General features: G+C 71.6%; 26 protein-coding genes and 1 riboswitch. Of the genes, 22 read left to right on the top strand and 4 right to left on the bottom strand.

The genetic code is table 11. The annotated features are described in order from the left end of the window. Positions 1-25 precede the first annotated feature (25 nt). Positions 26-193 (top strand): hypothetical protein, encoded by a 168-nt coding sequence (locus ABD671_RS18470; RefSeq protein ID WP_344734919.1) that lies wholly within the window; start codon positions 26-28, stop codon positions 191-193. 241 nt (positions 194-434) lie between these two features. Then, the gene (locus ABD671_RS18465; protein ID WP_344734918.1) at positions 435-638 is read left to right on the top strand and encodes a cold-shock protein; all 204 of its coding nucleotides are present in this window, start codon (positions 435-437) and stop codon (positions 636-638) included. A 99-nt stretch (positions 639-737) separates the two neighbouring features. Here the strand turns inward: ABD671_RS18465 and ABD671_RS18460 are convergent, their stop codons facing one another. Next, the gene (locus ABD671_RS18460; protein ID WP_344734917.1) at positions 738-1196 is read right to left on the bottom strand and encodes a limonene-1,2-epoxide hydrolase family protein; all 459 of its coding nucleotides are present in this window, start codon (positions 1194-1196) and stop codon (positions 738-740) included. A 153-nt stretch (positions 1197-1349) separates the two neighbouring features. Here ABD671_RS18460 and ABD671_RS18455 point away from each other — a divergent pair, with 153 nt between their 5' ends. From ABD671_RS18455 to gcvP, 17 genes are all read left to right on the top strand, one after another. Next, a complete protein-coding gene (locus ABD671_RS18455) occupies positions 1350-1508 on the top strand; it encodes a hypothetical protein (RefSeq protein WP_344734916.1) in 159 nt (52 codons plus the stop codon). Between the two features lie 115 nt (positions 1509-1623). After that, positions 1624-1893, top strand: a complete 270-nt coding sequence (locus tag ABD671_RS18450) for a hypothetical protein (protein WP_344734915.1) — start codon at positions 1624-1626, stop codon at positions 1891-1893. A gap of 73 nt (positions 1894-1966) precedes the next feature. Beyond that, complete coding sequence (locus ABD671_RS18445) at positions 1967-2692, top strand: enoyl-CoA hydratase (protein WP_344734914.1); 726 nt, start codon at positions 1967-1969, stop codon at positions 2690-2692. A 197-nt stretch (positions 2693-2889) separates the two neighbouring features. Then, complete coding sequence (locus tag ABD671_RS18440; RefSeq protein WP_344734913.1) at positions 2890-3762, top strand: cutinase family protein; 873 nt, start codon at positions 2890-2892, stop codon at positions 3760-3762. A 142-nt stretch (positions 3763-3904) separates the two neighbouring features. Further along, entirely contained in the window at positions 3905-4375 is a 471-nt protein-coding gene (locus tag ABD671_RS18435) for a hypothetical protein (RefSeq protein WP_344734912.1), read from the top strand. Positions 4376-4598: 223 nt separating this feature from the next. Beyond that, positions 4599-5951, top strand: coding sequence for a hemolysin family protein (locus ABD671_RS18430; protein WP_344734911.1), 1353 nt, complete (start codon positions 4599-4601; stop codon positions 5949-5951). After that, the gene (locus ABD671_RS18425; protein ID WP_344734910.1) at positions 5948-7018 is read left to right on the top strand and encodes a hemolysin family protein; all 1071 of its coding nucleotides are present in this window, start codon (positions 5948-5950) and stop codon (positions 7016-7018) included. Before ABD671_RS18430 ends, ABD671_RS18425 begins: the two co-directional genes overlap by 4 nt. Before the next feature lie 145 nt (positions 7019-7163). Continuing rightward, positions 7164-7745, top strand: a complete 582-nt coding sequence (clsA, locus tag ABD671_RS18420) for a cardiolipin synthase ClsA (RefSeq protein ID WP_344735032.1) — start codon at positions 7164-7166, stop codon at positions 7743-7745. Continuing rightward, positions 7738-8616: a DUF881 domain-containing protein gene (locus ABD671_RS18415; protein ID WP_344734909.1), complete on the top strand. Its 879-nt coding sequence runs from the start codon at positions 7738-7740 to the stop codon at positions 8614-8616. The genes clsA and ABD671_RS18415 overlap by 8 nt, the downstream gene beginning before the upstream one ends. Then, positions 8613-8945 carry a small basic family protein gene (locus tag ABD671_RS18410; protein ID WP_344734908.1) on the top strand — a complete coding sequence of 111 codons (333 nt, stop codon included), beginning with the start codon at positions 8613-8615 and terminating at the stop codon, positions 8943-8945. The genes ABD671_RS18415 and ABD671_RS18410 overlap by 4 nt, the downstream gene beginning before the upstream one ends. After that, the gene (locus ABD671_RS18405; RefSeq protein ID WP_344734907.1) at positions 8938-9777 is read left to right on the top strand and encodes a DUF881 domain-containing protein; all 840 of its coding nucleotides are present in this window, start codon (positions 8938-8940) and stop codon (positions 9775-9777) included. The genes ABD671_RS18410 and ABD671_RS18405 overlap by 8 nt, the downstream gene beginning before the upstream one ends. Before the next feature lie 61 nt (positions 9778-9838). After that, a complete protein-coding gene (gcvH, locus tag ABD671_RS18400) occupies positions 9839-10225 on the top strand; it encodes a glycine cleavage system protein GcvH (protein ID WP_344734906.1) in 387 nt (128 codons plus the stop codon). Between the two features lie 136 nt (positions 10226-10361). Further along, positions 10362-10889: an FHA domain-containing protein gene (locus tag ABD671_RS18395; protein WP_344734904.1), complete on the top strand. Its 528-nt coding sequence runs from the start codon at positions 10362-10364 to the stop codon at positions 10887-10889. After that, positions 10889-11638: a transcriptional regulator FtsR gene (ftsR, locus tag ABD671_RS18390; protein WP_344734903.1), complete on the top strand. Its 750-nt coding sequence runs from the start codon at positions 10889-10891 to the stop codon at positions 11636-11638. Before ABD671_RS18395 ends, ftsR begins: the two co-directional genes overlap by 1 nt. Positions 11639-11718: 80 nt before the next feature. Further along, positions 11719-12186 carry a bifunctional nuclease family protein gene (locus tag ABD671_RS18385; RefSeq protein ID WP_344734902.1) on the top strand — a complete coding sequence of 156 codons (468 nt, stop codon included), beginning with the start codon at positions 11719-11721 and terminating at the stop codon, positions 12184-12186. Positions 12187-12387: 201 nt separating this feature from the next. Beyond that, entirely contained in the window at positions 12388-12990 is a 603-nt protein-coding gene (locus ABD671_RS18380) for a MerR family transcriptional regulator (RefSeq protein ID WP_425574933.1), read from the top strand. 107 nt (positions 12991-13097) lie between these two features. Beyond that, a riboswitch (glycine riboswitch) is annotated at positions 13098-13187 on the top strand. A gap of 76 nt (positions 13188-13263) precedes the next feature. After that, entirely contained in the window at positions 13264-16101 is a 2838-nt protein-coding gene (gcvP, locus tag ABD671_RS18375; RefSeq protein ID WP_344734901.1) for an aminomethyl-transferring glycine dehydrogenase, read from the top strand. A 34-nt stretch (positions 16102-16135) separates the two neighbouring features. Here gcvP and ABD671_RS18370 read toward each other — a convergent pair whose 3' ends face one another. From ABD671_RS18370 to ABD671_RS18360, 3 genes are read right to left on the bottom strand one after another with little or no spacing between them, the layout of a single operon-like run. Next, positions 16136-18586: a GcvT family protein gene (locus ABD671_RS18370; RefSeq protein ID WP_344734900.1), complete on the bottom strand. Its 2451-nt coding sequence runs from the start codon at positions 18584-18586 to the stop codon at positions 16136-16138. Next, positions 18579-19490, bottom strand: coding sequence for an LPS biosynthesis choline kinase (locus ABD671_RS18365; RefSeq protein ID WP_344734899.1), 912 nt, complete (start codon positions 19488-19490; stop codon positions 18579-18581). Before ABD671_RS18365 ends, ABD671_RS18370 begins: the two co-directional genes overlap by 8 nt. Before the next feature lie 3 nt (positions 19491-19493). After that, a complete protein-coding gene (locus ABD671_RS18360) occupies positions 19494-21050 on the bottom strand; it encodes an amino acid permease (RefSeq protein WP_344734898.1) in 1557 nt (518 codons plus the stop codon). Between the two features lie 159 nt (positions 21051-21209). On the opposite strand from ABD671_RS18360, the gene ABD671_RS18355 reads away from it, so the two are divergent. The 3 genes from ABD671_RS18355 to ABD671_RS18345 are packed head-to-tail and all read left to right on the top strand — an operon-like array spanning position 21210 to position 24751. Beyond that, positions 21210-21944, top strand: coding sequence for a FadR/GntR family transcriptional regulator (locus ABD671_RS18355; protein WP_344734897.1), 735 nt, complete (start codon positions 21210-21212; stop codon positions 21942-21944). Positions 21945-21999: 55 nt separating this feature from the next. Continuing rightward, positions 22000-23364: a glutamine synthetase family protein gene (locus tag ABD671_RS18350; protein WP_344734896.1), complete on the top strand. Its 1365-nt coding sequence runs from the start codon at positions 22000-22002 to the stop codon at positions 23362-23364. Positions 23365-23380: 16 nt separating this feature from the next. After that, positions 23381-24751 carry an aldehyde dehydrogenase family protein gene (locus ABD671_RS18345; protein WP_344734895.1) on the top strand — a complete coding sequence of 457 codons (1371 nt, stop codon included), beginning with the start codon at positions 23381-23383 and terminating at the stop codon, positions 24749-24751. Positions 24752-24771: the final 20 nt, after the last annotated feature.

The following is a 24771-nucleotide window of genomic DNA, read 5'->3' as shown; positions in this document are numbered from 1 at the left end:
GAGCTGATCGTCCGAGGAGGACCGCATGACCGCATCCGAGCGCCGCCGCCGCGACGGGTCCGTCGACTACACGCACCTGCCCGCGGCCGTCGATCCGGACGACGTGATCGCCACCCACGACCCCGACCCGGTACCGGACGCCGGTCCGCGCCGCGACCCCGACCTCGAGGCCTTCATCCGCTACGGATTCTGAGGCCGCGAGCCGGTAGCCCCCTTGCGGCGACGGCACGCCCACGACGGTCTCGTCGCGGCACCGTTCTCCTGCTAGCGTTGTCCCCAGTTGAAGGGGCTCCGGCCTCCCGGGCGTCGGCAGATGGACGCCCGGCTCATCTGTTGCTTCGCTCCTCGGTTTCGCTGGACAAGCTTCACCTGGATGTCTTCAGCGAACGACTCGGGCACGGTGCCCGAGGCAACACACCGAAGGAAACACGAGCATGGCTCAGGGAACCGTCAAGTGGTTCAACGCCGAGAAGGGCTTCGGCTTCATCTCGCAGGATGGCGGCGGCGACGACGTCTTCGTCCACTTCTCCGCGATCCAGACCAACGGCTACAAGTCGCTGGACGAGAACCAGAAGGTCGAGTTCGAGGTCACGCAGGGCCCCAAGGGTCCGCAGGCCTCCAACGTCGTTCCGCTCTGATCGTCTGACGCGATCTCGCGAGGGGTCCGCTGCTTCGGCAGCGGGCCCCTCGTCGCGTTCCGAGGGACGTCCGGGGGAGCCGGCTCCCGGACGCGGCGCTCAGACGAGCCCCGTCGCGTCGAACATCCAGCTCATGTCGGCGGCCGCCAGCCCCTCGAGCCACCCCGGCGGCGCGGCGTTCACGACGGTGCCGAAGTCCCAGTAGTCCTTCCACAGGGTGATCCGACCCTCCCGCACGCGGTGCACCGAGACGAACGGCAGCTCGACGACCTCGCCGGTGGCGAAGGTCCACGTCTCGGCATGCTCGTACATGACGACCTCCCCGTCGGCGACCAGCAGGCCCTCGTGGTTGCGGTAGTCGGCCAGCGGCTCCAGCCCGATGCGCAACCTCTTCACGACGTCGACCGGGCCTCGCGCGGCCGCGGTCGGACCGACCGGCACGTCGATGTAGAGGCCGTCGTCGGCGATGTGGTCGGCCACGGCGTCCCACTCCCGCCGTGCGAGGGCGGCCCACAGGCTGCGGACGACGGCGGCAGGGCCGGTCTCGGGTGCGGGCATCGTCGTCTCCTCGGCTGGTTCGGTCGGGGCGCGGGTGTGGGCGGGGTGCGGGCGAGCCTCGGGTGCGGGCCGAGACCTGTCAAGAGGTGCCCGGTCCCGGGCTAGGGTGATCGTGGTCGCCCGCCACCCGACCGATCCAGCGGAGGACTCGCGATGACCCGCCCCGACGACCTCGCCCCCGGCGACCTGCAGCACGCGCTCGACGAGATCGCGGCCACCGTGGCCGCCGATCCCGAGTTGGCCGCGTCGCTGCGCGGCGTGCTGCGCCACCTCGGCTCCCAGCCCTTCGACGTGGCCTGCTACCCGGAGTAGGGCTGACCCAGGGCCCGGCCGACCGGGCCCACCGGCCCGCGGCGAGGGCGACGTCGTCCCCTGACCGCGCCGGGCAGCGCACCGCGAGGGTGGTCGTGACCGAGAGGAGCGACCCATGTCCGCCACGCCTGTCACCACGCCCGTCATCACGCCCGTCACCCACGCCCTCGCCCACCTGGGCTCCACCTACACCCCGCTCCACCACGGCGGCGACGCGCACAGCGCCCTGTGGTGGATCTCCTTCCTCGCCGTCGTCGTCACGGGGCTGGTGGCCGCGATGGTCGTCTGCATCGTCCTCGCCGTCCGCGCCGCCCAGGTGACGGCCGCCGACGTCGAGGCGCGCGCAGCCCGCCGCAGCGCGGGGCGGCGTTGGGCGGGGGCGTGACCCGCCGTCCACGGTGCGGACCCCGGCCGGACGGCGTCCGGGGGAGCGGTCGCGATTGGCTAGATTGCGCGCCATGCTCGGCACCACACGCGACGGCTCCGTCTCCCTGATCGAACTGCGGCGCCCCGAGCGCCGCAACGCCCTCGACCTGGCGCAGTGCCGCGATCTGCACGAGGCGGCGGCCGCCGAGGTCGAGGCCGGCGCGCGGGTCATCGTGATCACGGGCGAGGGCACGTCCTTCTGCTCCGGCGCCGACCTCACCGGCGTGTACGGCGATGAGTTCCTGCACGCCCTCTACGGGATGCTGCACAGCTTCACCCGCCTCCCGGTGCCCCTCATCGCGGCCGTCAACGGCCCCGCCATCGGCGCCGGCACCCAGCTCGCGCTGGCCTGCGACCTCCGGGTCGCGGACGCGACGGCGAAGTTCGCCGTCCCCACCGCCCGCAACGGCATGGCCGTCGACGCCTGGACGATGCGCGCCCTCGCGGCCGTGGCCGGCGGAGGGATGGCGCGGCGCCTGATGCTGGCCGCCGAGACCATCGACCGCGAGGAGGCGCTGCGCTGCGGTCTGGCCGACCGGGCCGGCGACCTCGACGCCGCGCTGGCCTGGGCCCAGGAGATCGCGACCCTGGCGCCGCTGACGCTGGCCCACAACAAGCTGGTGCTCAACCGCCTGGTGGCCACCGACCAGGACCCCGACATCGAGGCCAGTTTCGCGGCCTGCTGGGCCAGCGACGACGTCCGCGAGGCCGCCCTGGCCCGCACCGAGAAGCGCACCCCGGTCTTCCGCGGGCGCTGACCCGGCCCGTCCGGGGTCGGCCCGGGTCACGGGTCGGGTCACGGGTCGGGCACGGGCGCGTCACGGCGGGGTCGCGATCGCGGCGAACCTGAGTTTCCCCTCTCCGGGGCGTCACCTGCGGACCACCCGGGTCGTTGCGCAGTCGTCCGCGGGAGGGCGGACGTGTTCGACGACCCGACGAAAGGCTCCCCGTCCCCGTGCTGCGCTCCCGGACCACCCGTATCCAGGCCTCCACCTCGACCTCCGCCCGTGCCCAGGACCGCACCCCGGTCCGCCGCAGCCGGGTCCTCGCCGTCCTCCTCGCCACCGGCGCGTCGGCCGCCGTCCTCACGGCCGCGCCGTTGGCCGGCAGCGCGAACGCGGGCACGACCAAGGCCCCTGTCGCCGCGCCGTCCTGCGTCGACCTCCTCCTGCTCGGCGCCCGCGGTTCGGGCCAGTGGGCGGCCGGGCACGACGACGACCGCGGCTACGGTCCGCAGGTGCGGATCGCGGTCGACCGGCTCGTCGCCGACCTGCGCGCCGACGGCGTCACGACGCTCGACGAGCCCGTCGACTACCCGGCCGAGGGCATGCAGACCTTCGCGGTGAACCCGAAGAAGTACTGGGCCGGCGTCGAGAAGGGCGTCACCTGGGTGCAGCAGCGCGTGTCGAGCTTCCGCGCCTCGTGCCCGACCAGCTCGGTCGCGCTGCTCGGCTACTCGCAGGGCAGCATCGTGATGCACCGCGTGCTCCAGCGCGGGGTCGACGGCACCTCCAACCGGTCGTGGCTCGGCGCCGCCGTCCTGATCGCGGACGCCGACCGGGTCGCCTTCGACAACACCACCAACCACGGCTCCGCGGGCGCCGGCACCACCGGCATGGCGCAGAAGGCCGGATCGGTGTCGGGCTCGTCGTCGACGAAGCTGGCGTCGTGGTCGAGCGATCTCGTGCACTCGGTGTGCAACGAGGGCGACACCTTCTGCAGCAACACCGCCAACAACAGCACGCACTACGGCTACAAGGGCACGCCGGAGGTGCTGGAGGCCCTCGCCGAGGCCGAGGAGTCGCTGGTCGCACGCGCCGGGCAGTGAGCCGTCGACCCTCCGGGACGGCGTCCCGTCGGGTCGCCGGGTGGACCCCGAGGGTGACGAACGCCGCCCGCTGAGACATGCTCTTCCCGGCGTGGCCTCACACGCCGACCGGATCTGTGCCGGACAACGGAAGGACATCATCGTGAAGCGCACCCTGGCCATCGCAGCCGTCAGCGCCGTGCTCTCGACCGGCCTCGTGGCCTGCGGCGGGGACGACAGCAGCAGCGCCTCAGGCGACTACTGCGACCAGCTCAAGAACGCCGACTCCGCGTTCTCCGCCCTCGACGGACAGGACGTCAGCAAGCTGGAGGACGCCGTCGACGCGGTCAAGGAGTTCGCCGACAGCGCGCCCGACAGCGTGCGTGACGACTGGAAGGTCCTCGCCGACACCTTCGCCCAGCTGGAGAAGGCCCTGGCCGACGCCGGCATCAAGCTCTCCGACCTCGCCGACATCCAGGCCGGCAACATGCCCCAGGGCGCCGACATGGACAAGCTGATGGCCCTGGGCGAGCAGATGCAGGACCTCGGCGGCGAGGAGGCCCAGAAGGCCGCCGACGCCATCGAGGCGAACGCCAAGAGCGAGTGCGACATCGACCTCGGCGCGAGCTCCTGATCCAGCAGCGCTCCGCCGCCTGAGGGCGGCGGGCACCGCACGGGCGGGGAGCCTCCGGGGCGCACCCGGTAGGCTCCTCGCCCATCAGGTCCCGACCAGCGGACCCCACCAGTGAAGGAACCAGCACCGCCCCCATGGACGGTCCCCGAAGGCCCCTGCTCCCTCGACATCGGCGTCGACCCGCGCTCCCCGGCGCGATAGCCGTCCGCCGGAGGGAGCGCCCGTGACCGCGGCTCTGCTGCTGCTCATCGCCATCCTGCTCGTGCTCGCGTGCGGACTCTTCGTCGCCGCGGAGTTCTCCTTCGTCACCGTCGACCGCACGAAGGTCGACCAGGCCGCCGCCGCGGGGGACAGCGGCGCGGCCGGCCTCCAGCAGGCCCTGCGCTCGCTGTCCACCCAGCTCTCCGGCGCCCAGGTCGGCATCACCGTCACCAATCTGGCGATCGGCTTCCTCGCCGAGCCCGCCATCGCCGATCTGATCCGGCCGCCCCTGGACGCCGCCGGCCTCCCGGACGGCGCGGTCGACCCCATCGCGCTGACCATCGGCCTGGTCGCCAGCACGGTCGCGACGATGCTCTTCGGCGAGCTCGTGCCGAAGAACCTCGCCATCGCGCGTCCGATCGAGGTCGCGCGGGCGACCCAGCGTCCGATGCGGGTCTTCACCGCCCTCATGCGCCTGCCGATCAGGCTGCTCAACGGCAGCGCCAACGCCCTCGTGCGCCGGTTGGGCATCGAGCCGCAGGAGGAGCTGCGCTCGGCGCGCAGCTCGACCGAGCTGGCCTCCCTCATCGCGCGCTCCGCCGACGAGGGCACCCTCGACGCCGACACCGCCGAGCTGATGGAGCGGTCGGTGGAGTTCGGCACCCGCACCGCCGGCGAGATCATGACGCCGCGCGTGCGCACGCTCTCGCTGGAGGAGACCGACCGGGCCTCCGCCGTCATCGAGCTCGCCCGTCAGACCGGCCACTCCCGCTTCCCGGTGCTCGACGCCGAGGACGCCGTCGTCGGCACCGTGCACGTCAAGAACGCGGTGGCGCTCCCCGTGCACGAACGGTCGACGACGCGGGTCAAGCACCTCATGGCCAAGCCGATCGTCGTGCCCGACTCCCTGCGCCTCGACCCGCTGCTCGCCCTCCTGCGTCAGGACGGCTTCCAGATGGCGATCGTGCTCGACGAGTACGGCGGCCACGCCGGCATCGTCACCCTCGAGGACGTCATCGAGGAGATCGTCGGCGACATCGCCGACGAGCACGACCGGCTCAACTCCCGCGGCCGTCAGCGCCGCGACGGCAGCTGGAGCCTGTCCGGTCTGCTGCGCCCCGACGAGGTCGAGGACCTCACCGGCATCGCGCTGCCCGAGGGCGAGGACTACGACACCGTCGCCGGTCTCATGCTGCGCATGCTGGGCCGCATCCCCGTCGTGGGCGAGCGGTGCGAGGTGCCGGTGCCCGACCTCAGCGACCCCGAGGAGCCCCGCGAGCAGCTCGCCGTGCTCACCGTCGACCACATGGACGGCCTGCGCATCGACCGGCTCACGCTGCGCCTGCTCGACGGGCTGAGCGAGGAGGAACGATGAGCGACACCGCCGCGATCGTCCTGACCGTCGTCCTGCTCGGTTTCAACGCCTTCTTCGTCGGCGCCGAGTTCGCCCTCATCTCCGCGCGGCGCAGCCAGATCGAGCCCCGGGCGCTGGCCGGCTCGCGCATGGCGCGCACGACGTTGCGCGCCATGGAGCACGTCTCGCTGATGATGGCCGGTGCCCAGCTCGGCATCACGATCTGCTCCCTCGGCCTCGGTGCCGTCGGCGAACCCGCCGTCGCGCACCTGCTGGAGCCGGTGTTCGAGGAGCTCGCCGTGCCGCACGGGCTGGTGCATCCGATCGCGTTCACGATCGCGCTGTGCCTGGTCGTCTTCGCCCACGTCGTCTTCGGCGAGATGGTGCCGAAGAACATCGCCATCGCCGGCCCCGACCGCGCGGCCATCCTGCTCGGCCCGCCGATGCTGGCGATCGTCACCCTGCTGCGCCCGGTGATCGTCGTCCTCAACGCCTCGGCCAACCTCATCCTGCGCGCCCTGCGCGTCGAGCCGAAGGACGAGATCACCTCCGCCTTCACCCGCGAGGAGGTCGCGGCCCTGGTCGAGGAGTCGCGCGGCGAGGGCCTGCTCGAGGACGACGAGTACGACCGGCTCGCCGGGGCGCTCGGCTTCACCGAGAAGACCGTCGACGCGGTCCTGCTGCCGCCCGCGAGCCTCGCGACCGTTCGTCGCGGATCCACCGCGGCCGACGTCGAGGCGCTGTGCGCCAGCACCGGCTTCAGCCGTTTCCCGGTCTGCGACGACGACGGGGAACTCGTCGGCTACCTCCACATCAAGGACGTCCTGGAGACCGACGAGGAGCGCCGCGCGCGCCCCATCGAGGACAAGTGGGTGCGCCCCTTCGCGCCCGTGCGCCCGCAGGACCTGCTGCACGACGTCCTCGAGCAGTTGCAGCGGCGCGGCGCCCACATGGCCCGGGTCGTCGACGGCGAGGGCCGCACCCTGGGGGTCGCGACCCTCGAGGACGTCATCGAGGAGCTGATCGGCATCATCCGCGATGCCGCCCACCACGAATCACCGGTCGAGGACCTCGACGCGGCGCGTTGAGCGTCGCGGGCGAGTGCCGCGGACGGCGGCGGATAGGGTGCACGACGTGGGTGACGGATCGACGCGGCCAGGGGCTCGGGGCGCTGGCGTCCCGCTCGCGGGCGCGCCCGGCGGGACCGAGCCGCAGACCGCACCCGCGGTCGACATCCACAGCGACCGGGTGTTGACGCTGCCCAACGCGCTCAGCGCGCTGCGGCTGCTCGGCGTCCCGCTGTTCCTCTGGCTGGTGCTCGGCCCCGAGGCCGACGGCTGGGCGCTGCTGGTGCTCGTGCTCTCCGGCGCCACCGACTTCCTGGACGGCTGGTTGGCGCGACGCTGGAACCAGACCACCCGGGTCGGCCAACTGCTCGACCCGGTCGCCGACCGCCTCTACATCCTCGCGGTCGTCGTCGGGCTCGGTCTGCGCGAGGTCATCCCGTGGTGGCTCGCGCTCTCCATCCCGCTCCGCGACGCCCTCATGTGGGGTCTGGTGCCGCTGCTGCGCACCCGCGGCCTCTCCTCGCTGCCCGTGCACTTCCTGGGCAAGTCGGCGACCTTCAACCTCCTCTACGCCTTCCCGCTGCTCCTGCTGGGCGACGGCGAGGGCACGGCCGCCGAGCTGGCGCGCACCTTCGGCTGGGCCTTCGCCATCTGGGGCGTCGGCCTCTACTGGTGGGCGGGGGTCCTCTACACCTGGCAGGTGCGCCGCCTGCTGGCCACGACCGAGCGGGTCCGCACGCGTGGCTGACCCGGCCGGCCCCGACCTCCGCGATCCTGCGCCGCTCCCGTCGCGGGTGACGACGCCGCTGCTCACCCTCATCACCCAGCAGTCGCTCGACGAGGACTACCTCCACGTCGCCGAGCGCCGCGCCGCGGGGCACGGCCGTGCCCCGACCGCACGCCCGCAGGTGCGCGCGGCGATCGTGCTCGCGCTCTTCGGGCTGATCGTCATGACGGCCGTCATCCAGACCAGCCGCAACTCCAGCACCGACCAGGCCGGCCGGGCCAGCCTGATCGAGCGGATCAATGCCGAGCGCGCCGTCGGGCGGTCGCTCCAGACCCGCATCGGCCGGGTCACCGCGTCCAACACCGCCGCCGAGGAGACCCTCTCGGCGGTCACCGCAGCCGCGGTCGCGGCCCAGACCCGGCTGCGCCGCGTCCAGATCCGCACCGGCTACCTCGCCGTCACCGGCCCCGGCGTCCGGGTCACCGTCACCGACCCGGAGAGCGGCGAGGAGGCCGTGCGCGACACCGATCTGCGCCGCCTGGTCAACGGGTTGTGGCAGGCCGGTGCGGAGGCGATCGCGATCAACGGTCAGCGCCTGACCGTGCTCACCGCCATCCGCAACAGCGGCCCGGTCGTGAACGTGAACTACCAGCCGCTGCGGCCGCCCTACGTCGTGACGGCGATCGGCGATCCGCGCACCCTCCAGGCCGATCTGCTCGACTCCGAGGGCGGCGCGGAGTTCATCGGCCTGGCTCGTCAGTACGGCTTCGGCGTCGACGTGCAGAATGTGGACGACGACGGTCTGACCCTGCCGGCCGCGACCCAGCGTGGTCTGCGGTCGGCCCAGATCGCCGCTCCGTCCCGCCCCGATATGGAGGACCTCGCCCCGTGATCGCCCTGCTCGGACTGCTCGTGGGCGTCGTCGTCGGTCTGGTCGCGCAGCCCGACGTCCCCCTCTCCCTCCAGCCCTACCTGCCGATCGCGGTGGTGGCCGCCCTCGACGCCGTCTTCGGCGGCTTCCGCGCCTTCCTCGACGGCATCTTCGACGACAAGGTCTTCGTCGTCTCCTTCCTCAGCAACGTCGTCATCGCGGCGGCCATCGTCTGGGTCGGCGACAAGCTCGGGGTCGGCGGCCAGCTCTCGACCGGCGTCATCGTCGTGCTCGGCATCCGGATCTTCTCCAACGTCGCCGCGATCCGTCGGCACCTCTTCCATGCCTGAGTCGCAGGAGCCGCAGGAGCCGCTGGAGCCGGGCGAGCGGCCGGGGGAGGGGTCCCCGGTCGCCCCCGATGACACGGCCGACCCGGCTGCGTCGGCTCCCGACCAGCCCGCACCCACCGGCCGCGACCGGCTGCTCCAGGCGTTGCGGCGTCCCGCGCGCAGCCAGCTGATCGTCGCCGTCCTGCTCGCGGCCATGGGCTTCGCGGCGGTCACCCAGGTGCGCAGCAACGAGGACGACACCACCTACGCCGGCTACCGCGAGCAGGACCTCATCGACGTGCTCAGCGGTCTGGCCGGCACCTCCCAGCGGGCCCGGGCCGAGCTGAACCGGCTCGAGGCGGCGCGTCGCCAGCTCGAGTCCGACACCAGTGCCCAGCAGGCGGCGCTCGAGCAGGCCCGCAAGGAGTCCGACACCCTCAACGTGCTCGCCGGGCTGGTGCCGGTCACGGGTCCGGGCATCCGCGTCACGATCACCGAGGTCACCGGGTCGGTGAACGCCGACGCGTTCGTCGACATGGTCCAGGAGCTGCGCAACGCGGGAGCCGAGGCGCTCCAGATCAACGGCACCGTGCGGGTGGTCGCGCAGAGCTCGTTCACCGACGTCACCGGGGGCATCCGGGTCGACGGGCAGACCCTCAACGCGCCCTACGTCGTCGACGTCATCGGCGATCCCAGTGCACTCTCCGGGGCGATGTCGATCCTCGAGGGTCCTCGCGTCGACCTGCAGAACCAGGGCGCGCAGGTGCAGATCGACGAGCTGACCTCCCTCGACATCGAGGCCGTGCGCGAGCCGACCCAGCCGGAGTACGCCCAACCGGCCGACGCGCAGTAGCCTCGGCACGTTCGCGGCGGCCAGCGCGCCGTCCCCACCATCCGGAACCGCGAGGAGACCCGTGTACCCCGACGACCTGAAGTACACCAGCGAGCACGAGTGGGTCCGGGTTCCGGGCGAGCACGAGGGCGCGGTCCGCGTCGGCATCACCCAGTACGCGCAGGACGCGCTCGGCGACATCGTCTACGTCTCGCTCCCGGCTGTCGGCGACGCGCTGGAGGCGGGCTCGACCTGCGGCGAGCTGGAGTCGACGAAGTCGGTCAGCGACGTCTACGCACCGCTCACCGGCGAGGTCGTCGCCGTCAACGACGCGCTCGACGCCACCCCCGAGCTGGTCAACAACGACCCGTACGGGGCCGGGTGGCTCTTCGAGGTCGTGCCGGCCGACGCCGGCGCCGTCGACGGACTCCTCGACGCCGCCACCTACGAGGCCGGGCTCGAGGGCTGACCCCAAGCCCTGCCGCCGGTGCGTCGGACAGGCAGGGGCAGGGCTGGTAGGTTCGACCCAACCGTCACCCTCTACGTCGCGTTGAGGGTTTCGCCGCTGAGGGAGCGGGACGGGACCGACGCCGGAGGAGAGATCGATGCCGTTCTGCACCGCGTGTGGCAGGCAGAACCCCGACGACGCCCGCTTCTGCGCCCAGTGCGGCACCCGCCTGGTGCAGCCGACCGACCTACCGCCCGCACCGGTCTCGGGTGAGCCCGTCGTGGAGTCCACCGCGACCATCCAGCTCGGACTCGACGTCCGCGACACCTCCGACCGGGCGCTCAACCCGGTGGAGGCCGCCGCCGTCGACGCCCTGCCGGCCGGACACGCGCTGCTCATCGTGCAGCGTGGCCCGGGTTCGGGCAGCCGGTTCCTGCTCGACGCTCCCGAGATCTCGGCCGGACGGCACCCCGACAGCGACATCTTCCTCGACGACGTCACCGTCTCGCGTCGCCACGCGACCTTCGAGCTGACCGGCGACACCTTCACCGTCTCCGACGCGGGCAGCCTCAACGGCACCTACGTCAACCGCGATCGCATCGACACCGTCGTGCTCAGCGACGGCGACGAGGTGCAGATCGGCAAGTTCCGGCTGGTCTTCTTCTCCGGGCACTCCGCACGCTGATGGCCGCCGACGCTGCTCCGGGTGGCAGCCCGGGCGCCGCCTCGGCCGCGGCGCGGATGAACATCGGCGAGGTCCTCGACCTGCTGCGCCCCGACTTCCCCGGCATCACGATCCCCAAGATCCGCTTCCTGGAGGACAAGGGCCTCATCAAGCCCGAGCGGACGCCGTCGGGCTACCGCAAGTTCTCCGTCGCCGACGTCGAGCGGCTGCGCTACGTGCTGACCATGCAGCGCGACCACTACCTGCCGCTGCGGGTGATCGGCGAGCACCTCGACGCCATCGACCGTGGCCTCGAGCCGCCGCCCATCGAGTCGGTGGTGCCGACGGTGCCGAAGGTCGCGCTCGCCGCCGACGGGCTGCCGAGCCCCGAGAGCTTCCGGCGCCGCGACGGGTTGAGGCTCTCGCGCAAGGAGCTGCTGAAGGTGGCCGAGGTCGACGACGACCTCCTCACCGAGCTCGAGCGCTTCGGCCTCATCACGGCCCGCTCCTCGGGCCACTACGACACCGACGACCTCGTCGTCGCCCAGACCGCCCGCGAGCTCGCGGAGTTCGGCATCGAGCCGCGCCACCTGCGCGCCTTCAAGGCCGCCGCCGACCGCGAGGTCGGGCTGGTGCAGCAGGTCACGGCGCCGCTCGCCAAGGGTCGCGACGCCGCGGCCGCCGCCCGGGCCGAGGACGCCGCCTCCCAGATCGCCGCGCTGTCGGTGCGGCTGCACGCCACGCTGGTCAAGGCCGGCCTCGGTCACTGATCCCACCCCGCGGATCCCACCCGACGGATCCCACCCGGTGAGGCCCGTGGTGCCTGCGGGACGCGGAGTAGGGTGAGGACATGCGCGAAGTCGATGTCATGGGTGTGCGCGTCGAGATGCCGTCGAACCAGCCGATCGTGCTGCTGCGCGAGGTGAGCGGCGACCGCTACCTGCCGATCTGGATCGGGGCCGTCGAGGCCACCGCCATCGCCTTCGCCCAGCAGGGCGTCGTCCCGCCCCGGCCGCTGACCCACGACCTGCTCAAGGACGTCATCGAGGCCACCGGCAACGAGCTGACCGAGGTGCGCATCACCGACGTCAAGGACGGCATCTTCTTCGCCACCCTGGTGCTGGCCTCGGGCACCGAGGTGAGCGCGCGTCCCTCGGACTCCATCGCCCTGGCCCTGCGCACCGGCTCGCGCATCGTCTGCGCCGAGAGCGTGCTCGCCGAGGCCGGCCTCGCCGTCCCGGCCGAGCAGGAGGACGAGGTCGAGAAGTTCCGCGAGTTCCTCGACCACGTCACCCCCGAGGACTTCGAGTCGCTCTGATCCCTCCCCGTCGGCTCAGCTCACCCTCAACCTGAGATTGAGGGTTGCGACACGCCGGGCGCGTCTTTGACCGGGCCCGACGACGGGCCTACCTTGAACTGTCTTCGCTGTAACTCCACCGCTGTCGTTGGTCCTCGGAAACAACCCGGCTTCTTCCCCTTCGGAGTTACGCTCGTGCGAAGTAAAGATGCGGAGGACCGTGTGAACGAGCACGACCAGCAGTCCCAGGACGCCGAGGAGATCGCGCGCGCCGAGGAGATCGCCGAGGAGCAGGGCCTGCTCTTCACCGACGACGTCTCGCCGCTGCCCAGCGACCTCGGCTACCGCGGCCCGACCGCCTGCAACGCCGCGGGCATCACCTACCGCCAGCTCGACTACTGGGCGCGCACCGGCCTGGTCGAGCCGACCGTGCGCGGCGCGTCCGGCTCGGGGTCGCAGCGGCTCTACTCCTTCCGCGACATCCTCATCCTCAAGGTCATCAAGCGGCTGCTCGACGCCGGCATCTCGCTCCAGCAGATCCGCACCGCGGTCGAGTTCCTGCGCGAGCGCGGCACCGACGACCTCACCCGCGTCACCCTGATGTCCGACGGCGCCTCGGTCTACGAGTGCACGAGCAACGACGAGGTCATCGACCTGCTCCAGGGCGGCCAGGGCGTCTTCGGCATCGCGATCGGCGGCGTCTGGCGCGAGATCGAGGGCACGCTCGCCGAGCTGCCGAGCGAGCGCGCCGACACCGAGGCCGGCGCTGCTGCGGTGGCCGGCGACGAGCTCGCCGCCCGGCGCGCGGCCCGCAACGCCGTCTGAGCTCGAGCTCAGCGCCCTCCACGAACCCCGCATCACGACGACCCGCCCGGCCACGCCGGGCGGGTCGTCGTTTTCGGTGCACCAGCCGGTAGGCTTGCCCGCGCTGACCATCCCGCGTGGGAGAGCTCCGGCCCGACCGGAGCGCCGAAGGGGCAATTCCTCCCGGAACTCTCAGGCGCCAGGACCACGCGGGGGAGGCGACTCTGAAGCGGCGACGACGCCGCGACTGAGGGGGAGGGACGTCCTGTCCTCCACACCCAGGAGCGCCTCGCGATGACCTTCGTCGACCGGCACATCGGCCCGCGTGACCACGACGTCCAGCAGATGCTGGTCGCCGTCGGCTATGACTCCCTCGAGGCGCTGATGGACGCCGCCGTCCCCGACAGCATCCGCCTGCACGACCCGCTCGACCTGCCCCAGGCGGCCTCGGAGTCCGAGGTGGCCGCCGCCCTGCGTGCACTGGCCGCCGGCAACCGGCCGGGGGAGTCGATGATCGGCCTGGGCTACCACGCCACGGTCACGCCGCCGGTGATCCGGCGCAACCTGCTCGAGGATCCCTCCTGGTACACCACCTACACGCCCTACCAGCCCGAGATCTCCCAGGGCCGGCTCGAGGCGCTGCTCAACTTCCAGACCGTCATCGGCGACCTCACCGGCCTGCCGACGGCCAACGCCTCGCTGCTCGACGAGGGCACCGCGGCCGCCGAGGCGATGACGCTGGTGCGCCGCGCCCAGCGCAAGGCCGAGGGCCCGTTCGTCGTCGATGCCGACGCCCTCCCGCAGACCATCGACGTCGTGCGCACGCGGGCCGAGGCGATGGGCATCGAGGTGCTGGTCGCCGACCTCACCGGCGATCTGCCCGCGGGCCCGTGGTCGGGTGTGCTCGTGCAGTACCCCGGCGCGTCGGGCGCCGTCCGCGACCCGCGACCAGTCATCGAGGCCGCCCACGAGCGCGGGGGATTGGCTGTGGTGGCGGCCGATCTGCTCGCGCTCACGGTCCTCGAGGCGCCGGGCGCCCTCGGCGCGGACGTCGTCGTCGGCTCCTCCCAGCGCTTCGGCGTCCCGCTCTTCTACGGCGGTCCGCACGCCGGGTTCATGGCGGTCTCCGCGGGCCTCGAACGGCACCTGCCCGGTCGCCTCGTGGGCGTCTCGATCGACGCCGAGGGCCGCCCCGCCTACCGCCTCGCGCTCCAGACCCGCGAGCAGCACATCCGCCGCGACAAGGCGACCTCCAACATCTGCACCGCCCAGGTTCTGCTGGCCAACGTGGCCTCGATGTACGCGGTCTACCACGGGCCGGAGGGGTTGAAGGCGATCGCCGAGCGGATCGCCGACCACGCCTCGACGATCGGTGCGCTGCTCGAGCAGGCGGGCGTCGAACTCGTCCATCGCGCCTACTTCGACACGCTCGTCGCCCACGTGCCGGGTCGCGCCGAGAGAGTGGTCGAGAACGCGCGGGGGCGCGGCATCCACCTCCGCCTCGTGGACGCCGACCACGTCGCTGTCAGCGTCGGCGAGACCTGCGATGGGCGCATCGTCGCCGAGGTGCTCCGTTCCTTCGACGCCTACCCCGAGGGCCAGTCGGTGGCCTACGGAGGTCCGCCGGGACTGCTCCAGGCGCAACCCACCCGTACCACGTCGTACCTCACCCACCCGGTCTTCCACGAGCACCGCTCGGAGACCCAGATGCTGCGCTACCTGCGCAAGCTGTCGGGGCGCGACTACGCGCTCGACCGCGGCATGATCCCGCTCGGCTCGTGCACGATGAAGCTCAACGCGACCACCGAGATGGAGCCGGTCTCGCTGCCCGGCTTCGCCGACCTGCACCCCTTCGTACCGGCGCAGGACGCCGAGGGCTACCGCACGATGGTCGACCAGCTCGAGGGCTGGCTGGCCGAGGTCACCGGCTACGACAAGGTCTCCATCCAGCCCAACGCCGGCTCCCAGGGCGAGCTGGCGGGCCTGCTGGCGATCCGCGGCTACCACCGCTCGCGCGGCGACCTCGGCCGCGACGTCTGCCTGATCCCGAGCTCGGCACACGGCACCAACGCGGCGTCCGCCGTGATGGCCGGCATGCGGGTCGTCGTGGTGAAGTCGGCCGCCGACGGCACCGTCGACCTCTCCGATCTGCACCAGCAGTGCGAGAAGCACGCCGACGACCTCGCCGCCGTCATGGTCACCTACCCCTCGACCCACGGCGTGTACGAGGGGTCGATCACCGAACTGTGCGACATCGTGCACCGCTACGGCGGCCAGGTGTACGTCGATGGCGCCAACTTCAACGCGCTGCTCGGCTACGCCAAGCCCGGGAAGTTCGGCGGCGACGTCTCCCACCTCAATCTGCACAAGACCTTCTGCATCCCGCACGGCGGCGGTGGCCCCGGCGTCGGCCCGGTGGCGGTGCGCGCGCACCTCGCGCCGTTCCTGCCCAGCCACGCTGACCACCCCGAGCTCGCCAAGCGGGAAGGGATCGGGCCGATCTCGGCCGCCCCGTACGGCTCGGCGGGCATCCTGCCGATCTCGTGGGCCTACGTGCGCATGATGGGCGCCGAGGGGCTCACCCGCGCCACCGCGGTCGCCGTCCTGGCCGCGAACTACGTCGCCGCCCGGCTCGACGGGTACTTCCCGGTGCTGCACCGCGGTGAGAACGGGCTGGTCGCCCACGAGTGCATCCTCGACGTCCGTGGCATCACCAAGGACACCGGCGTGAGCGTCGACGACGTCGCCAAGCGGCTCATCGACTACGGCTTCCACGCCCCGACGATGTCGTTCCCGGTGGCGGGCACCCTGATGGTCGAGCCGACCGAGTCCGAGGACCTCGCCGAGATCGACCGGTTCTGCGAGGCGATGATCGCCATCAAGGGCGAGATCGACCGGGTGGCCGCCGGCGAATGGACGCCGGAGGACTCGCCGCTGCGGCACGCCCCGCACACCTCGCGCGTGCTCGTCGGCGAGTGGGAGCGGCCTTACAGCCGCGAGCTCGCGGTCTTCCCGCGCGGTGTCGACCCCGACAAGTACTGGCCGCCGGTCGGGCGCATCGACCAGGCGTACGGCGACCGCAACCTCCAGTGCAGCTGCCCCTCGCCGGAGGTCTTCGCCGAGGCGGAGTGAGCCTGGGTTCCTCGATTCAGCGTGAGTCCGGAGCTCAGCGGATGCGGGTGTCGTCGGGGTCGTAGGGCGATCGCGTCGACACCCGCACCGGGGTGAGGACGCCGGCCACGTCGATCTCGTAGCGCCCCTCGCGCGCCCAGGCCGGCGTGGCGGTCACACCCGCCGGTGCCGCGAGGTAGCCGAGGCCGACACTCGCGCCCAGCGTCGCGCCGAAGGCGGCGGAGGTGACCTGGCCGACCGGCACGCCGTCGCGGCGGATCAGCTCGCCGCCCCACAGCGTCACGGCCGGGTCCTCGGCCACGAAGGAGACCAGTCGGCGCCGCGCACCCTCGGCACGGGCCCGTTCGACGGCGTCCCGACCGAGGAAGTCGATGCCGGTGCCGAGCTTGCAGGTGAACAGCAGGCCCGCCTCGACCGGGCTGCGGTCGGGGGTGAGCTCGCGCCCCCACGCGCGGTAGCCCTTCTCCAGGCGCAGCGCCTCGATGGCGTAGTACCCGGCCGGGCCGACACCGAGGTCGCGTCCGGCCTCGCGCAGCAGTTCGTAGACCCCCGCGGCGAACTCGACCGGCACGTAGAGCTCCCAGCCGAGCTCGCCGACGTAGGTGATGCGGGTGGCGCGGACGACGGCGTGGCCGAGGTCGATCTCGCGGCTGGTCGCGAAGGGGAAGGCAGCATCCGCCAGGTCGGCGCCGGTCAGGGCGCCGAGCAGGTCGCGGCTGCGCGGGCCCATCACCCCGAGGACGGCGTACTGCGTCGTCACGTCGGTGAGGTGGACGTCGAGCCCGGCCGGGACGTGGCGTCGGATGTGGTGCTGGTCGCGGATCGTCGAGGCAGCGCTGCTGACGATGAGGAACTCGGTCTCCCCGGTACGGGTGACGGTGACGTCGGCCTCGTAGGTGCCGCGACGGTTGAGCATGCCGGTGTAGACGACCCGTCCGATCTCGACGTCGACGTCGGCGGTGCACAGCCACTGGAGGGCCGCGACGGCGTCCGGCCCGCTGAGGCGGTACTTCGAGAACGAGCTCTGGTCGAACAGCGAGACGCCGGTACGCGTGCGGGTCTGCTCGGCGGCGACCCACGGCGTCCAGTTCTGGGCGCCCCAGCCGTACTCGATCACCGGCGGCTCACCCGGCGGCGCGAAGAAGTTGGCGCGTTCCCAGCCCATGCGGGAGCCGAAGTTCGCGTTCTCAGCCTCCAACAGGTGGTGCACCGCCGAACGCCGGAACGGTCGCGCGGTCGTGAACTCGCGGTTGGGCCACGGGACGGCGTAGTGCAGGCCGAGCACCTCGGCTACCCGGTCGCGCAGCCAGCGCACGTTGCCGTTGAACGGCGCGAAGCGGCGGATGTCGACCGCCGTGAGATCGCTGGTCGGCTCGCCCTCGACGATCCACTCGGCCAGGGCCCGTCCCGCGCCGCCGGCCGAGGCGATGCCGACGGAGTTGAAGCCGGCGCCGACGAAGAAGCCGTCGACCTCGGGGGCCTCGCCGAGCACGAACTGGTTGTCGGGGGTGAAGCTCTCCGGGCCGTTGTAGAACTTGCGGATGCCGACGTCCCGCACCGCCGGCAGCCGATGCAGCGCCGACTCCATGAGGACGCCGAAGTGGTCCCAGTCCTCCTCCAGCAGCTGGAACTCGAAGGGGTGGGGCAGCTCGTGCGGGGAGACCCAGGGCTTGGCCTCGGGCTCGAAGCCGCCGATCACCAGTCCGCCGACCTCCTCCTTGATGTAGGTGTAGCCGTCGGGATCGCGCAGCACCGGCAGGTCGGGGCGCACGCCCTCGAACGGCTCGGTGACCACGTAGAAGTGCTCCGCGGAGTGCAGCGGCACGGTCACACCCGCCATCGCGCCGACCGCCTTGGCCCATTGGCCCGCGCAGTTGACGACGATCGCAGCGTCGATCGGGCCGGCGTCGGTCTCGACGCCGGCGACCTGCCCGTGCTCGACGCGCACGCCGGTCACCCGCACGCCCTCGAGGATGCGGGCCCCGCCCTGCCGGGCGCCCCGGGCCAGGGACGCCGTCAGGTCGGTCGGGTTCGCCTTGCCGTCGCCGGGCAACCAGATGGCTCCGAGCAGATCGGCGGTCTCGAGCAGCGGGTACCGTTCCCCCGCCTCGGCGGGGGAGAGGAGGTGGCACTCCATGCCGTAGGCGTCGGCCGCCGCGACCGTGCGCTTGAGCTGGACCAGCCGCTCGGGGGTGCGAGCGACCGTGAGGCCCCCGCACTGCTGGTAGCCGGTCGCGAGACCCGTGCGGCGTTCGAGGTCGGCATACAGCTCGACCGAGTACTGCACCAGCCGCGTGCCGCTCTCGGAGGCCCGCAGCTGGCCGACCAGGCCGGCGGCATGCCACGTCGTCCCGCAGGAGAGGCGGCCCTGCTCGAGCAGGACGACGTCCGTGCGGCCCAGCTGGGTGAGGTGGTAGGCCACCGAGGTGCCGATCACGCCCCCGCCGATGATGACGATCTCGGCGCGGTCGGGCAGGTCAGGCATGCGCGACATCCTCCAGGAGCCGGGTGAACGAGGGGTGCCCGAAGGCGGCGGCCGCGAGCTCGTAGCGCTCGAGCCCCCAGGCGTGGAAGTCGAAGTCGAGCGGGCTGGTCGCGGCCTGGATGAAGCCCCACAGTGACCAGCCGTAGCGGCTGCAGATCATCTGCAGCCGCGTGCGGGCCACCTCGGCCCGCGTGGGTGCACCGGTGTAGGCGGCCACCCAGGCCTCGACCAGGTCGTCGTCGAACCGGCACTCCGCTGCGGTGTTGCCGAGTTCGAAGAACGGATCGTTCATGCCGCTGTACTCGTAGTCGATGAGCCATACCCGCTCGCCGTCGTCGAGGAAGTTGGCGGCCAGCAGGTCGTTGTTGCACGGCACCCGCTCCGGCGGCTCGAGCGCCAACGCCTTGCGGACGGCGTCCCAGGCCGCCGCGTGGTCGTCGTAGTCCGCGGGAAGCGCGAAGCCCCGCTCGGCGATGCAGGCCCGGTAGGAGGCCTGGCGGGCGAACATGTCGAAGACCCCCGCGAAGCTCGGGCCTGCATGCAGGCGCCGGACGGCGTCCGCGGCACGGGCCAGCACCGCCGGATCGGTGAAGTCGCCGTCGTCGAGGGCCCGAGCAGGCAGGTAGCCGATGACGAGCATCCCGAGGTCGGGCCGGTACTCCACCACCGGGGCGCCGACCCCCGCCACCGCCGCCGCACCGGTGTTGATGTGCTCGGCGTCGCGATCGATGCCCAGCAGTCCGGCGTCGCTGGAGGTGCACCGCACGACGAGGTCGAGCGGCTCGCCGTCGTCGGTGCTGACGACCCGGACGTTGTGGTTCGTCAGCCCGCCCGGGAGTTCGGTGACCGACCAGGACCGCCCCACCAGCACGGCGAGGCGGCCCAGGTCGGCGAGGTCGCCCATCGATCAGTCGTCGAACGCTGCCACGACCGCAGGGTCGATCGTGTGCTTCGGGCCGGTGAACCACTTCTTGGCCGAGAGGTTCCACCAGATGGCGAGCACGATGAGGGTGCCGATCGTGAGGATCGGCGCGTAGTTCACGCTCGCCCACGCGAAGTCGTCACTGAACGGCACGCCGGCAGGCGTGAAGGGGAGGATGAAGTAGACGCTGATGATCGCGATCTCCAGGCAGGCGATCGGGTTCATCCACTTGTACTTCGCGCCGTTGGTCCATTCGCCGGCCTCGAAGGCGTCCCCGATCCGCCAGCGCAGGAAGATGGGGATCAGGAAGGCCAGGTAGAGGCCGATGACCGCTACCGAGACGACGGCGTAGAAGGCGATCGGGACGCCGCCGATGCTCTTGAGCGCCGGCAGGGTGATCAGGACGCCGATGATCGCGACGAACACGACCGCGTTGGCGGGAACCTTGCTCGAGGCCCTGACCGTGCTCAACCAGGCCGAGCCGGGGATGGCTCCGTCGCGGCTGAACGCGAAGGTCATGCGCGAGGCGCTGGTGAGGCAGGCCGTCGCGCAGAAGAGCTGACCGACGGTCGAGATCAGCAGCACCGTGAAGTGCGCCTTCTCGCCGAGAGCCTGACCGAAGATCACGTCGACCCCGCCGAAACCCGCCGAGACACCCTCGGGGTCCTGGACCGCGAAGAGGAAGGCCAGCAGCAGGACGTACCCGCCGATCGCCGAGTAGAAGATCGACTGCCAGATCCCCTTGGCCGCACCGGTCGCCGCACCCTGGGTCTCCTCCGAGAGGTGGGCGGAGGCGTCGAACCCGGTGATCGTGTACTGCGTGAGAAGCAGGCCCAGAGGCAGCACGAGGAACCAGTAGAAGCCGCTGTCGAACCCGGAGTTGTTGATCCGCTCGGTGAAGACGAAGCTCGGACTCTGGTGCGTGTCGGGAACGATGATCAGGATCGCGATGACGACCGCCGCGCCGGCGACGTGCCACCACACGGAGATGTTGTTGATGAGTGCCAACAGGTGGCTGGAGAAGATGTTCGCGACCGAGGCCAGCGCCATGATGATGATGAAGATGACGAAGGTCCGGTTGAGCGAGTAGTCCTCCGCCCATCCGGTGCTGATCGTCGACAGCGTCAGGTCGAAGAAGGTCGCAGCGCCGTACGCCACTGAGGCGGTCACCGCCAGCAGGCCGATGAGGTTCAGCCAGCCGGTGAAGAAGCCGGCGGCGGGTCCTCCCATCTTCGCCGCCCACCAGTAGATGCCTCCGGAGGTGGGGTAGGCGCTGACGAGCTCGCTCAGGGTGAAGCCGATGATGAGGATGAAGATCGAGACGATCGGCCAACCCCAGGAGATCGCGACGGGTCCGCCGTTGTTCCAGGCCTGACCGAAGGTCGTGAAGCAGCCGGCGAGGATCGAGATGATCGAGAACGAGATCGCGAAGTTGGAGAAGCTCGACCAGGTACGGGCGAGCTCCTGGCGGTACCCGAGACGAGCGAGGTGGGCCTCGTCGGAGCTCAGATGCTCCGCGATCGGCTCATGTGCTTCGGGCATGCGAGACACCTTTCGGACGGCACGTGGCTGTGGTGTCTCGGGACGCTAGACCTGCCATGTGACGTTGTAAATCACCTCGTGTTAAATGGTCTGAACTCAGACCTTTACCTTTCCTCAGGCGGTTGACAGCGACGTGACGGGCATCCCATCGTGAGCGGCATGGCGGCTCGTCCGGACGCGCATCTCCCCGAAGCGGTGATCCGGCCCGTGCGCGGGCTGCATGCGTTCGAGACCTGTGTCGAGCAGCTCGCCACCGCCATCCGGCTCGGCGTCTATCCGCGCGGCTCCACGCTCCCGCCCGAGCGCGATCTCGCCGAGATGATGGGCGTCTCCCGGGCGACGCTGCGGGAGGCGATGGCCGCGCTGCGCCAGGCCGGCCTCGTCGAGACCACCCGTGGACGCGGCGGCGGCACCGTCGTCACCCTCAAGCCGCGGACGCCGTCCGCCCGGGCCGCTGCGCGGATCAGCGAGAAGAAGCGGCGCGACTGGCTCGACGCGCTGGAGTACCGGCGCATCGTCGAGCCGGGCGCGGCCGCACTGGCCGCCTCCCGCGAGCTGGACGACGTCCGGCTCGCGCAGCTCCAGCAGGCCCACGACGACCTGGTCGCAGCGGCCGGAACGCCCGAGCACCGACAGGCCGACTCGCGTTTCCACCTCACCATCGCCGCGCTCACCGACTCCCCGCGCACCATCGAGGCCGTGACCTCGGTGCAGGCGGTGCTGCACGAGATGCTGCTGGCGATCCCGGTCATGCCTGCGAACATCAGCCACTCCGCGCGTCAGCACGCCGCCCTGTATCGCGCGATCCGTGCCGGCAAGCCGACCGCCGCACGGCGCGCCATGGAGTCGCACTGCGACGACACCGCCGCCCTCCTGCGAGGTCTCCTCGGCTGACCTGACCGACCCTGCCCGCCCTGATCGACCGTTCCGCCACGACCCAGGAGATCCGATGACCCGCAACGACCGGCATCTGAGCCTCGACGCCCTGCGTGCCCTCATCGAGGCCGGCACGATCGACACCGTCATCGTCGCCTTCACCGACATGCAGGGTCGTCTTCAGGGCAAGCGCCTGCACGGCCGCTACTTCCTCGACGTCGTGCTCGACCACGGCACCGAGGGCTGCAACTACCTGCTCGGCGTCGACATCGAGATGAACACCGTCGACGGCTACGCGATCACCTCCTGGGAGCGCGGCTACGGCGACATGGAGTTCGTGCCCGATCCCGACACGGTGCGGGTGCTGCCGCACCTGCCGGCCACCGCGATGATCCAGTGCGACCTCATGTGGCCCGACCACACGCCGGTGCGTCCCTCACCGCGGTCGGTGCTCAAGGCCCAGCTCGACCGCGCCGCCGCGATGGGGTTCACCGCACTGGCCGGCACGGAGCTGGAGTTCATCCTCTTCGACGACACCTACGAGGACGCCGCGAACCGGAACTACCGCGGGCTCACGGCGTCCAACCAGTACAACGTCGACTACTCGATCCTCGGCGGCACCCGCGTCGAGTCGGTCATCCGCGACATCCGCAACGCCATGTACGGCGCGGGCATGAACGTCGAGGGGTCGAAGGGCGAGTGCAACTTCGGCCAGCACGAGATCGGCTTCCTCTACGACGAGGCGCTGGTCACCGCCGACAACCACGCGGTCTACAAGACCGCCGCGAAGGAGATCGCCGCCCAGCACGGCAAGGCGCTGACCTTCATGGCCAAGTACGACCAGCGCGAGGGCAACTCCTGCCACGTGCACCTCTCGCTGCGCGGGCAGGACGGCTCGATCGTCTTCTGGGACGCCGAGTCCGGTCGCCGCACCCCGCTCTACGACAGCTTCGTCGCCGGACTGCTGGCCACCATGACCGAGCTGACCCTGCTCTACGCCCCGAACATCAACTCCTACAAGCGGTTCGCCGACGGTTCCTTCGCCCCCACGACGATCGCCTGGGGCGAGGACAACCGCACCTGCGCCGTCCGGCTCGTCGGTCGAGGCGCCGGTGCCCGGTTGGAGAACCGGGTGCCCGGTGGCGATGTGAACCCCTACCTCGCGCTCGCCGCGATGCTCGCCGGGGGCCTGCACGGCATCGAGGCCGGCCTCACCCTCGAGCCGCCGCTGGAGGGCAACGCCTACACCTCGGGTCGACCGAAGGTGCCGGGCACGCTGCGCGAGGCGCGAGAGGCCTTCAACGCCTCGGCGATCGCGCGCGCCGCCTTCGGCGACGACGTCGTCGACCACTACACCAACATGGCCGACGTCGAGATCGCCGCCTTCGACGCCGCCGTGACCGACTGGGAGCTCCGCCGGAGCTTCGAACGTATGTGAGGGAGCAGCAGCAGCGATGACCAGCTTCACCGTCCTCAACCCCGCCACCGGCGGCGTCGTCTCCGAGGTACCGCTCGCTTCGGTCGAGGAGACCGACGAGCTGATCGCCCGGGCCCAGGCGGCCTTCCCGGCGTGGCGCGACGTGGCACCGGCCGACCGCGGCCGCCTGTTGCGGGCCTTCGCCCGGGTCGTCGACGAGCACCTCGAGGAGCTCGCCGAGCTCGAGGTGCGCAACGCCGGCCACACGATCGGCAACGCCCGCTGGGAGGCCGGCAACGTCCGTGACGTCCTCACCTACTACGCGGCCGCGCCCGAACGGCTCTTCGGCCGGCAGATCCCCGTGCCCGGCGGTCTCGACGTCACCTTCCGCGAGCCGCTCGGCGTGGTGGGCATCATCGTGCCCTGGAACTTCCCGATGCCGATCGCCGGCTGGGGCTTCGCGCCCGCGCTCGCGGCCGGCAACTGCGTCGTCCTCAAGCCGGCCGAGCTGACGCCGCTCACGGCGATCCGGCTCGCCGAGCTCGCGCTGGAGGCCGGCATCCCCGAGGGCGTCTTCACCGTCATCCCCGGCGCCGGCCCGGTCGTCGGCGAACGGTTCGTCACCCACCCCGGTGTGCGCAAGGTCTGCTTCACCGGCTCGACCGCCGTCGGCAAGCGGATCATGGCCGGCTGCGCCGACCAGGTGAAGCGGGTGACCCTCGAGCTCGGCGGGAAGAGCGCCAACATCGTCTTCGCCGACGCCGACATCGCCAAGGCCGCCGCCACCGCGCCGTATGCGGTCTTCGACAACGCCGGCCAGGACTGCTGCGCGCGCTCGCGGATCCTGGTCGAGCGCTCGGTGCACGACGAGTTCCTCAGCGCTCTCGAGACCGCCGTCCAGGGGGTTAAGGTCATCGACCCCACCTCGCCCGAGGCGGAGATGGGTCCGCTCATCTCGGCCGGGCAGCGCGACCGGGTGCTCGGCTACCTCGACGGCGCCGAGGTGCTGATCCGCGGTGCGGTGCCCGACGATGCCGCCTTCGCCGGCGGCTTCTGGGTACCGCCCACGGTCGTCGCCGCCTCGGACGTGACCGCTCCGGTCTGGCGCGAGGAGGTGTTCGGACCGGTCGTCGCCGTCATGCCCTTCGACACCGAGGACGACGCCGTCCGGCTCGCCAACGACACCGACTACGGCCTCTCCGGCTCGATCTTCACCCGCGACATCGGCCGCGCGCTGCGGGTCGCCCGCGGCGTCGAGGCCGGCAACCTCAGCGTCAACTCGCACTCCTCGGTGCGCTACTGGACGCCGTTCGGCGGCTTCAAGCAGTCCGGCCTCGGCCGCGAACTCGGCCCCGACGCCCCGCACGCGTTCACCGAGGAGAAGAACGTCTTCATCGCCCACGACTGACGCGATCGCGTCGTCGTCCC

Source organism: Nocardioides fonticola (assembly GCF_039536805.1).
Lineage (GTDB): Bacteria > Actinomycetota > Actinomycetes > Propionibacteriales > Nocardioidaceae > Nocardioides > Nocardioides fonticola.
This window is presented reverse-complemented; position numbering and strand designations above follow the sequence as displayed.

Bases quoted from the DNA above. Each gene is read 5' to 3' on its own strand.
- ABD671_RS18470 (WP_344734919.1), top strand. From the start codon at position 26: ATGACCGCATCCGAGCGCCGCCGCCGCGACGGGTCCGTCGACTACACG.
- ABD671_RS18465 (WP_344734918.1), top strand. From the start codon at position 435: ATGGCTCAGGGAACCGTCAAGTGGTTCAACGCCGAGAAGGGCTTCGGC.
- ABD671_RS18460 (WP_344734917.1), bottom strand. From the start codon at position 1,196: ATGCCCGCACCCGAGACCGGCCCTGCCGCCGTCGTCCGCAGCCTGTGG.
- ABD671_RS18455 (WP_344734916.1), top strand. From the start codon at position 1,350: ATGACCCGCCCCGACGACCTCGCCCCCGGCGACCTGCAGCACGCGCTC.
- ABD671_RS18450 (WP_344734915.1), top strand. From the start codon at position 1,624: ATGTCCGCCACGCCTGTCACCACGCCCGTCATCACGCCCGTCACCCAC.
- ABD671_RS18445 (WP_344734914.1), top strand. From the start codon at position 1,967: ATGCTCGGCACCACACGCGACGGCTCCGTCTCCCTGATCGAACTGCGG.
- ABD671_RS18425 (WP_344734910.1), top strand. From the start codon at position 5,948: ATGAGCGACACCGCCGCGATCGTCCTGACCGTCGTCCTGCTCGGTTTC.
- ABD671_RS18405 (WP_344734907.1), top strand. From the start codon at position 8,938: ATGCCTGAGTCGCAGGAGCCGCAGGAGCCGCTGGAGCCGGGCGAGCGG.
- ABD671_RS18395 (WP_344734904.1), top strand. From the start codon at position 10,362: ATGCCGTTCTGCACCGCGTGTGGCAGGCAGAACCCCGACGACGCCCGC.
- ftsR (WP_344734903.1), top strand. From the start codon at position 10,889: ATGGCCGCCGACGCTGCTCCGGGTGGCAGCCCGGGCGCCGCCTCGGCC.
- ABD671_RS18385 (WP_344734902.1), top strand. From the start codon at position 11,719: ATGCGCGAAGTCGATGTCATGGGTGTGCGCGTCGAGATGCCGTCGAAC.
- gcvP (WP_344734901.1), top strand. From the start codon at position 13,264: ATGACCTTCGTCGACCGGCACATCGGCCCGCGTGACCACGACGTCCAG.
- ABD671_RS18370 (WP_344734900.1), bottom strand. From the start codon at position 18,586: ATGCCTGACCTGCCCGACCGCGCCGAGATCGTCATCATCGGCGGGGGC.
- ABD671_RS18365 (WP_344734899.1), bottom strand. From the start codon at position 19,490: ATGGGCGACCTCGCCGACCTGGGCCGCCTCGCCGTGCTGGTGGGGCGG.
- ABD671_RS18360 (WP_344734898.1), bottom strand. From the start codon at position 21,050: ATGCCCGAAGCACATGAGCCGATCGCGGAGCATCTGAGCTCCGACGAG.
- ABD671_RS18355 (WP_344734897.1), top strand. From the start codon at position 21,210: ATGGCGGCTCGTCCGGACGCGCATCTCCCCGAAGCGGTGATCCGGCCC.
- ABD671_RS18350 (WP_344734896.1), top strand. From the start codon at position 22,000: ATGACCCGCAACGACCGGCATCTGAGCCTCGACGCCCTGCGTGCCCTC.
- ABD671_RS18345 (WP_344734895.1), top strand. From the start codon at position 23,381: ATGACCAGCTTCACCGTCCTCAACCCCGCCACCGGCGGCGTCGTCTCC.